The organism is Dolichospermum sp. UHCC 0260 (assembly GCF_009711985.1).
Classification (GTDB): domain Bacteria; phylum Cyanobacteriota; class Cyanobacteriia; order Cyanobacteriales; family Nostocaceae; genus Dolichospermum; species Dolichospermum lemmermannii.
On record NZ_VIKZ01000047.1, the window covers coordinates 25,058 to 34,437 of the forward strand.

Here is a 9,380-nt window from a genome sequence, read left to right on the forward strand (position 1 = left end):
ACCAAATATAAAACCATGCTTAACACTCCACCTAAAGGGTATCAGGTGGGGTATTTTATCCTCAAGGGTGTGTGTCACAATTATTAGCAGTTCTGATTATTCAGTTAACTCAAGTTTGAAGTGGGAAAATTCAAGCTAACTTGAAAGTATTGGGCTATCAGAAGTAGCTTATTTCTTTTCAATCAGCAATCCCCAATTGAATTTTCATTTTTTGGGCATCTTCTCAATTCAATATATTTGTACAGAATTCTAAAAGTAGGCGTTAGTGATGGAAGTAATCTATCAGTATGCCTGGCTGATTCCAGTATTACCTCTCTTGGGAGCAATGCTGGTCGGTCTAGGGCTAATCTCGATAAATCAGGTGACAAACCGCCTGCGACAGTTGAATGCTGTAGTTATTATCTCCCTCATGGGGGCTTCTATGGCACTGTCGTTGGCTTTGCTGTGGAGTCAATTTCAAGGCCATGCGTCTTATCTTTGGACTGTGGAATGGGTAGCAGCCGGGAATTTTCACCTGACGATGGGCTACACTATTGACCACCTGACATCTCTAATGCTGGTGATTGTCACCACAGTAGCCGTTTTGGTGATGATTTACACCGATGGCTACATGGCGCATGATCCGGGTTATGTGCGGTTTTATGCCTATCTCAGCTTGTTTGGCTCTTCCATGTTAGGTTTGGTGGTCAGTCCCAACCTAGTACAAGTTTACATTTTCTGGGAATTGGTGGGGATGTGTTCCTACCTCCTAGTGGGCTTTTGGTATGACCGCAAAGCCGCAGCAGATGCTTGTCAAAAGGCATTTGTCACAAATCGGGTCGGTGACTTCGGTTTATTATTGGGCATTTTGGGGCTGTTCTGGGCGACAGGCAGCTTTGATTTCATGGTTATGGGCGATCGCCTATCCAACCTAGTAGAAACCGGCTCTATTAGCAATTTCCTCGCCATTGTCCTAGCGATTCTCGTCTTCCTTGGCCCTGTGGCTAAATCTGCCCAATTCCCCCTCCATGTCTGGCTACCAGATGCCATGGAAGGTCCTACACCTATTTCTGCCCTAATTCATGCGGCAACAATGGTAGCGGCGGGTGTATTCCTAATTGCCCGGATGTACCCAGTATTTGAAAATGTCCCAGCCGCAATGAACGTAATTGCTTATACTGGGGCATTTACAGCGTTTTTAGGGGCAACTATCGCCATTACCCAAAACGACATCAAGAAGGGTTTGGCTTATTCCACCATTTCCCAACTTGGTTACATGATCATGGCTATGGGTGTGGGTGCTTACAGTGCCGGCTTATTCCACCTCATGACCCACGCTTATTTTAAAGCGATGCTATTCTTGGGTTCTGGTTCGGTAATTCATGGCATGGAAGCAGTTGTGGGTCATGACCCTGTATTAGCGCAGGATATGCGTTTAATGGGCGGACTGCGGAAATATATGCCCGTGACCAGTTTCACCTTTTTGATTGGTTGCTTGGCCATTGCGGGGATTCCTCCCTTTGCTGGTTTCTGGTCAAAAGATGAAATTCTCGGTGCTGCTTTTGCTGCTAACCCCTTCCTGTGGTTTATTGGTTGGGTGACAGCGGGGATTACAGCTTTTTATATGTTTAGAATGTATTTCTCAACATTTGAAGGTAAATTCCGGGGTAATGACGAGAAAATCAAGGTAAAACTCAAAAATGCGGCTGCTGCTTTGGCTGAAAAGTCAGGGACATTAGAACTAGTGCCTAATTTTGGTCCTGGGGCGATGAAAAAGGGTGAATTGGCCAGTCACTCCCATGACTCCCACAGCCATGAGCCTCATGAGTCTCCTTGGACGATGAGTTTACCGTTGGTGGTGTTGGCTATTCCTTCAATGTTGATTGGTTTGGTGGGTACTCCCTACGCCAATTATTTTGAGCAGTTTATCTTTCCTCCTAGCGAAACTTTAGCGGAAGTTATGGAAAAGGCTGCGGAATTTGACCCCCATGAGTTTTATGTGATGGCGGGTAGTTCTGTGGCGGTTTCTGTGATTGGGATTACTTTGGCGGTGCTGATGTATTTGGCTCGCAAAATTGATCCTAGTGCGATCGCTAAAAACATTCAACCGCTATACGATCTATCTTTGAACAAATGGTACTTTGATGATATTTATCATCGTGTGTTTGTTCTCGGTTTGCGTCGTGTGGCTAGACAAGTTATGGAAGTTGATTTCCGTGTTGTTGACGGCGCTGTTAATCTCACGGGTTTCTTTACTCTTGTCAGTGGTGAAGGTTTGAAATACTTGGAAAGCGGTCGGGTTCAATTCTATGCCTTGATCGTTTTTGGGGCTGTTTTGGGCTTGGTGATTGTTTTTGGTGTTACCTGATTTTAATGGGGGCGGTTTGTCCGCCCCTGGATTATGAAGGTTTCGCGCAAAGTCGCTAAGGAGCAAAGGCGCAGAGTTAATGAACCACGAAGGAAGAAAATAAGTAATTGTGCATATAGGTTAATTTGAGATAAGATTGTTAAGAAAGGTATAAAAACATCTATTTTCATCTACCATGTGGACACCCCATCAATCTATTAATGACGGTAAATATATCATTCAAAATGTTTTGGGTGAAGGTGGTTTTGGGATTACATATAGTGCGATAGAACAAAGTACGGGTGAGTTAGTCGCTATCAAAACTTTGAATGGGAAGCGACAAAGGGCTAAGGATTTTCCTAAGCAACAGGAAAGATTTGTTAATGAGGCTTTTAATCTCCGCGCTTTTTCTCATCCCCATATTGTCAAAGTCTATAAGATGATTCAGGAAGATGGACTTTGGGGAATGGTGATGGAATTTATTGATGGTGTAGATTTGAATGATTATGTGGATGAAAATGGTCAATTATCGGAAGATGATGCACTATTATATATTGACCAAATCGGACAAGCTTTGGAATATATTCACCAACAAGATGGGATGATTCATCGGGATATCAAACCCCATAATATGGTCTTACGTCGCGGCAAAAAGGAAGCGGTTTTAGTTGATTTTGGTTTAGCTTGTAATATTGATAAATTCACAACTAGGGATGGACGCACCCCTGGTTATGCACCACCAGAACAGTATACTCCTGGTGAACAGTTAGGTTTTTATACGGATGTTTATGCTTTAGCGACAACACTTTATTATTTATTGACTGCGGATGGACTGAAAGATAAGGATGAATATATACATGAGTCCATTATTCGCAAGTATGGTGCTTTACCTTTAGAACCACCACAGTATTATAATTCTCGCATTAGCAAAAGGGTGAATGATGCGATTATTAAGGGTATGGAGTTGGAAGTAGAAAACCGTCCTCAAACTGTGGGAGAGTTTCGGGAATTATTGGGTTTGCTTATTCCACCCATTCTAGAGGTGTTGGATGAAATGTCTCTAGATCAAGCAGTAGAATTAAAATCAGCCGTAGGCATAGACTATACTCAACTGCGTAACTTATTAGCAGCAAGGAAATGGAAAGAAGCTGATGAAGAAACAGCACGGATAATGTTATCCGTTGCGAAAAGAGAAGAGGAAGATTGGTTAGATGCTGAAGACATTCATAATTTCCCTTGTGAAGACCTCCACACCATTGACCAATTGTGGGTGAAATACAGCAATGGACGCTTTGGTTTTTCTGTCCAGCAGCGCATTTATCAAAGTATGGGGGGTACTAGGAAGTTCAACCCAAGTGTTTTGGACGCGTTTGGCGACACAGTAGGATGGAGAAAAGAAGGAAACTGGTTGTATTACAAAAATATTACTTTTGATGAAACAGCACCAGAAGCCTTCCTCCCAACATTGGGAAAAGGTAGGGAGTATAGAGGTATACTAGGAGTCCAAGAGGCTGTAGTTAGAATATTAGCTATGGTAATTGCTGGCTTCTACTCTCGCGTCGAGACTTGTTATCTTCCCGATTCAAAGTCTGATATTCAAAATCCCAAATTAGCTTCTGTAGTTTCTTTAGAATCGCTTGAAATATCAGCAGTAGGAATGGACTACAGGAAACTGCGTAACTTACTTGCTGCCAGGAAGTGGGAAGAAGCTGATGAAGAAACAGCACGGGTAATGTTGTCCGTTGCAAAACAGCAAGAATCGTTGCGTGTTAAAGAAGATATTGACAATTTCCCCTGTGAAGACCTTCGCACTATTGACTACTTGTGGGTTAAGTACAGTAATGGTCGCTTTGGCTTTTCTGTCCAAAAACGGATTTATGAGAATTTGGGTGGAACGAGGAAGTACGACGAAAAAATTAAGGACGCGTTTGGCGACACAGTAGGGTGGAGAAAAGGAGGAAGTTGGTTAGATAGTAGTAGTGAAACTATTTTTGATATAAAAGCACCGGAAGGCCACCTACCAGTGTTGGGAATGGTAGCTGGGGGTGGCAGTGGCGGTGTAGGTGAGGGGAGAAAATTAGATTGGTGGGGGTGTCTACTTTCTCGTTTCGACACTTGTGGTACTCCTAATACAAAATCTCAATCTGAAATTAAACATCTCAAGCTATCACAATTAGATGATGTTGAACTCATATCAGATATGGGCATGAACTACAGCAAACTGCGTGACTTCCTTGCAACTGGGAAATGGAAACAAGCTGATGAAGAAACAAAAAAGGTAATGTTAGCGGTTGCGAAACGCACAAAGGAAGGTTGGTTAGATGTTGAAAGTATTGATAAATTTCCCTGTCAAGACCTCCAAACTATAGACCAATTATGGTTAGAATACAGCAATGGGCGTTTCGGCTTCTCTGTCCAAAACCGCATTTATGAAAATTTGGGGTCGAGATTGAATTTACAAGACTGGGATAAGTTCGGACAAACCGTAGGCTGGAAGAAAAACAAAGAAAAGGAAAGTAGCTGGTTGTTATACAAAGATATTACTTTTGATATAAAAGCACCAGAAGGTCACCTCCCCGTAGGTCATTTAAGTGAAATTAAAGTGCTGATGATGGGTAAATGGGAGGTAATATATGAGGCGGGCGGGTCTTCGTTTGGTATGGGTTTATGGGCTTGGTTCTTCTCTCGCGTCGAGACTTGTAACCTTTAACATATAACCTTCATAATCAGGATATAGTATTTTTAGGATGAAGAAAAACCACTAATCTTAAAAATTCCCAATCTGAAAAAATAAAATTACCACTCAAATCCTCTTAATCCTCTAATCCTGATCATGCTGATTTTAACTATGAAAAAAAACTCTCATAATCGTCATGACTACCAATCCAGAACCATGTAACTGTATCACTATCCAAAACGCCAATTGCTCGATAATTGAGATTTATCCTCACAGACCAAATATTTTCCTGGTTATTTATACATTTGAAATGCAAAGACGGATAAAAAGGATTTTCTCTCCATAAGCGGTAAGCTTTCCTCGCACTCTGTCTAACTTGCTTGTCAAGAGACTGATATTCATCCCAAAAAGAAGGAAGGGTTGCTGACTTCATAGGTGTTTATAACCTCTAACTGTATATACACCAAATGTATATTTTTCTGAAGCCAGATCAAAATCCTGAATTTATAATTTGTCATAGTCCATTGGTTTTGCAAGTCCTTCGGCAATTTCTCTTCTAGCACGTTGAGCAGATGCAATCAATTTTTCTTGAGTTTTCTTAAATGAATTATCCCATTTAAGTTCATCTTGCAAATCTGCCAAATATTCTCTCAGATGTTCTGCAATTGTGTCTTGTAAATCTTGAGGTAAAGATTCCATCATTTTAACTACAGTGGTAATTGCTGGAGATGACATAATCTAATTTCCTTTTGAACTTCACCAGTTTATTATACTAATAATAACTCAATCTTAAGTTCTTAGTGTGCATTAGGAGCGCGACGTAACTCACATTAATTCATGAGATTAAATTTAACAATTTTGGTGCGTTACGCAACGCTTACACACCCTCCTGTCAGAATCAGGATTACCAGGATTTAAGGATGTACAGGATGAAGAAAAAACTATCTTGAAAATCTGAAATATTCCCAAATAAATATTCATAAAAAATCCTGTAAATCCTCTAATCTTGGACATCCTGATATGGCTTGCGCCACGCTACGCTATCAGACAATTAAGCATTTTTATAATTAAAAAAACTCATCTTTAGAATTTTATTTACTTAAATTTGGAGGAAAAGCAACATCTTCATAAACATCAGCGAGAGGACAAGAAAAATTCACACTGGTTAATTCTAATTGTTGATTTCCTCTATAGCTATAAAGAACCCATCTTTCTTCGGAATTGCGCCGAAAACAATCAATTCGTTGCCGATTTTGACTAACTAAAACATATTCTTGTAAAGTGTCTAATTCTTGATAATCACTAAATTTATCACCTCTATCTAAGGCTTCTGTAGAAGGTGATAAAACTTCAATAATTAAACTCGGATATCGTTTAAAATATTCAAACTGTGTATCTCTTGAATCGCAAGTTACCATAATATCAGGATAATAGAAAATATCTAGAGATTCAATTCTTGCTTTCATGTCAGCGACGTAAAGCCGACATCCTGTACCACGAATATGATTTCTTAAAAGGGCAACTAAGTTAGCAGTAATTGTTACATGGGCATCACTAGCACCAGCCATTGCGTAAATTTGCCCTTGGATATATTCATGTTTAATAGGGCTAGATTTTTCAGCTTGTAAGTATTCTTCTATGGAAATATAGGGTTGAAATTGGCTAAGAGTCATATATTTTTACGGTTACTACAGCAGATTTCGCTCTCATGAGGTACAAACTTGAATTATGAAACTCTTGTAGTGCGGGCATCTTGCCCGCTGGATATGTACCTCATAACACCGGAAAGTGCTGTATGAGATAATTGTAATTTTTCTAGTATAGCAATTATTAATATTTTTTATTTCTTGCAAAGGCAAAGGGGCAAACTAAAAATCAAACCCGAAACAAAGGTATTTTTGTCATTTACCTATTGACAAATGATAGATTTCCAGGATTTAAGGATGTACAGGATGTAGAAAAAAACTCATTTTTAAAACCCGAAATATTCCCAGATAAATATTCATAAAAAATCCTGATGTCTATTTATGCTAAGTGTACAGACTGAAACACCTACCTCATTGTCAGTTTATTTATAATTACACTTTCTCTTTTGCTGGTGGCACAATACCCAACTTATTTAAACCTGAATCAATATCTCTCAATAACTTAAAATCATCCTCCGGCAAAGAATAGCTATTGCTACTAACTAAACCCTCAACAGGCTGTTTTTCTAAAAACGCAAATGCTTGACGAAATTGTTGCGGTTCGACTTTAATCGGGGCATTAAAATGACAGGGAATAATCCATTGAAAATCCCAACTGGCAACTTTATTAGCCCAATTTATTGTTTCTGTGGGTGCGCGATTTAAAATCAAACTTTGTAAAATTGGGGCAACAAATATCCGCCCATTTCCTTGTAAAATATCAAATGAATCTTGCCAATTTTCCCGCCATTGGAAGGGGAAAAACCCGAAATAGGCTTTTCTCGAACGTTCTGGAGCTTTTTCGGCATCACGCCATACTTCACCCCATGTAGGTACTTCTAACACACTGGGACTGAAATACAAGGCAAATAATGTGATTCGCTGCCACCCTTTACGGCGGTTTGCTGAGGTATCTGCAACGATGTCAAAGGCTTTATCCTTCGCGTGGTAGAGTAAGGGATAGGGGTCAAGTTGGACAATTGCAGGTGGCTCTGCTGGTACTGAAACTATGGTATCTGTAACTAAGAGAATGTGCGATCGCTTGTGGAAAAAAACCACCTCTGCAAACTTACCCAAACCCAAATCAATCGGTCCGATGGTTGCATAATCAAAATCTTCAGCAAAAGGGGCTTCCTGGCTATTTTCAGGCAGTATATGAGTCCGTTTACCGGGTAAACCCAACCAACTCAAAGGCAGATTGATCGGAAAACTCCATTGTCCGGGAGCGACAAATACCTGTGCAGTGGGAAAGCGTCGCGCAAATGGACCAACGAATACTTTATGTTCTATTCCCGATATCGTAGGCAAAATAATATACTTAACATCACCGTGTTCTGCCACCAACTCATTCAGCAACCGGACACATTCTCCAGTAGGTGCGACAGGTGCATAAACCAGCAGACCGCCTTTTTCCAGCTTAACTACAGTCATGCGAATTGGCACAACTACATAGAAAATTCCCTGCAATTGATCAAAAGTCCAGATAGTATCTTTGACAACTTCTTTACGGATAGTATGCCGTTGACCATAAGGATAAATTGGCACAACAGGCCAAAACCGCCATGAAAAATCCTGGGGATAAATTTGTTCTATGTCTTCACTTTCCACCACTTTGCGAACCTCCCCCAATACCTGCTGCTGAGATTTTTGTTTGCTTTTCCAAATTAGGAGTTTAGCAAATTATGGCAGTGATAAACATAAGATTTCTGACTTCTTAGAGAAGTTGGTTTTCTCAGCATGAGAGATTTTTATATTTATTTCATATTCCAGCTTGAGTTAATACCTCACTTAAATCAACAACTAAATCTAAATTTTCCGCCCATTCGGCTAAATAAGCATAATCCAAATTATCTGCTTGTAACTTAATTATCCCCAAAACATCACGCCATTGTTTTTCTGATTTACTGCTTATGTGCGTGTGATTGATGCTTGAAAAGTTAAATTATTAAATTTTATTTAGAGGATATTTCAAAAGACACAAAAACTGTTACACTCAAATATATTAATTAGCAGTTAGATTTAAATTGCATAAAGTCACATGAAATTACGAGCAATATCAGACCTCAAAAATAAAATTATTCTTGGGGATAATTTATCTGTACTCAAACAAATAGAAAATGATACTTTTGATTTAATCATTACTTCACCACCATATTTTCAGCAACGTAATTATGGAAATGGTGATTTAGGTATTGGTAATGAAACAACTGAATCAGAATATTTAAAAAATATCCTCACAGTTTTTGGGGAATGTGTGCGCGTTTTAAAAAAAACTGGAGTAATAGTTTTTAATTTAGGAGATAAATATATCAACGGAAGTTTATCTCTAATTCCTTATAAATTTGCAATTCAAGCCACCCAAAATCAAAATATTTTTCTTATTAATCAAATTACATGGTCAAAACTCAATCCTACACCACGTCAAGATAAAAGAAAATTAATACAAGCTACAGAACCTTTTTTCATATTTGCTAAATCAAAAGATTATTATTTTAATTTGGATAATTATTTACAACACTTGGATAGTTTTAACAAAAGCGTTAAAAGTAAACCCTCTGATAAATTAGGTAAAAAATATGTGGAATTAATCAAAAATTCTGATTTAAGTGAAGAACAAAAAAATAATGCTATTAAAGCATTAAATCAAGCTATTTTAGCAGTACACAATGGAGAAGTTGAAGGATTTAGAATG

At 39.0% G+C, this 9,380-nt stretch carries 7 protein-coding genes; 3 read left to right on the forward strand and 4 right to left on the reverse strand.

Annotated elements, in window-relative coordinates; translation table 11 throughout:
• The first annotated feature begins 268 nt into the window (after positions 1-268).
• Both FJR08_RS17400 and FJR08_RS24295 read left to right on the forward strand, forming a co-directional pair.
• A complete protein-coding gene (locus FJR08_RS17400; protein WP_168634009.1) occupies positions 269-2,347 on the forward strand; it encodes an NAD(P)H-quinone oxidoreductase subunit 5 in 2,079 nt (692 codons plus the stop codon).
• A gap of 175 nt (positions 2,348-2,522) precedes the next feature.
• Positions 2,523-5,036, forward strand: coding sequence for a serine/threonine-protein kinase (locus FJR08_RS24295; protein ID WP_323294511.1), 2,514 nt, complete (start codon positions 2,523-2,525; stop codon positions 5,034-5,036).
• Between the two features lie 136 nt (positions 5,037-5,172).
• On the opposite strand, the gene FJR08_RS17415 is transcribed toward FJR08_RS24295, so the two are convergent.
• The 4 genes from FJR08_RS17415 to FJR08_RS17430 form a co-directional block, all read right to left on the reverse strand.
• Positions 5,173-5,436: a type II toxin-antitoxin system RelE/ParE family toxin gene (locus FJR08_RS17415; RefSeq protein WP_168634010.1), complete on the reverse strand. Its 264-nt coding sequence runs from the start codon at positions 5,434-5,436 to the stop codon at positions 5,173-5,175.
• 71 nt (positions 5,437-5,507) lie between these two features.
• Positions 5,508-5,738 carry a hypothetical protein gene (locus FJR08_RS17420; RefSeq protein WP_168634011.1) on the reverse strand — a complete coding sequence of 77 codons (231 nt, stop codon included), beginning with the start codon at positions 5,736-5,738 and terminating at the stop codon, positions 5,508-5,510.
• A gap of 356 nt (positions 5,739-6,094) precedes the next feature.
• The gene (locus FJR08_RS17425) at positions 6,095-6,676 is read right to left on the reverse strand and encodes a Uma2 family endonuclease (protein WP_168634012.1); all 582 of its coding nucleotides are present in this window, start codon (positions 6,674-6,676) and stop codon (positions 6,095-6,097) included.
• A gap of 405 nt (positions 6,677-7,081) precedes the next feature.
• Positions 7,082-8,299: a DUF4336 domain-containing protein gene (locus FJR08_RS17430; protein WP_323294512.1), complete on the reverse strand. Its 1,218-nt coding sequence runs from the start codon at positions 8,297-8,299 to the stop codon at positions 7,082-7,084.
• A 427-nt stretch (positions 8,300-8,726) separates the two neighbouring features.
• Between FJR08_RS17430 and FJR08_RS17435 the strand changes: the two genes are divergently transcribed.
• The coding region (locus tag FJR08_RS17435; protein ID WP_168634014.1) for a site-specific DNA-methyltransferase at positions 8,727-9,380 on the forward strand (654 nt) is incomplete at its 3' end.

Coding starts and splice junctions, on each gene's coding strand:
- FJR08_RS17400 (WP_168634009.1), top strand. CDS start 269: ATGGAAGTAATCTATCAGTATGCCTGGCTGATTCCAGTATTACCTCTC.
- FJR08_RS24295 (WP_323294511.1), top strand. CDS start 2,523: ATGTGGACACCCCATCAATCTATTAATGACGGTAAATATATCATTCAA.
- FJR08_RS17415 (WP_168634010.1), bottom strand. CDS start 5,436: ATGAAGTCAGCAACCCTTCCTTCTTTTTGGGATGAATATCAGTCTCTT.
- FJR08_RS17420 (WP_168634011.1), bottom strand. CDS start 5,738: ATGTCATCTCCAGCAATTACCACTGTAGTTAAAATGATGGAATCTTTA.
- FJR08_RS17425 (WP_168634012.1), bottom strand. CDS start 6,676: ATGACTCTTAGCCAATTTCAACCCTATATTTCCATAGAAGAATACTTA.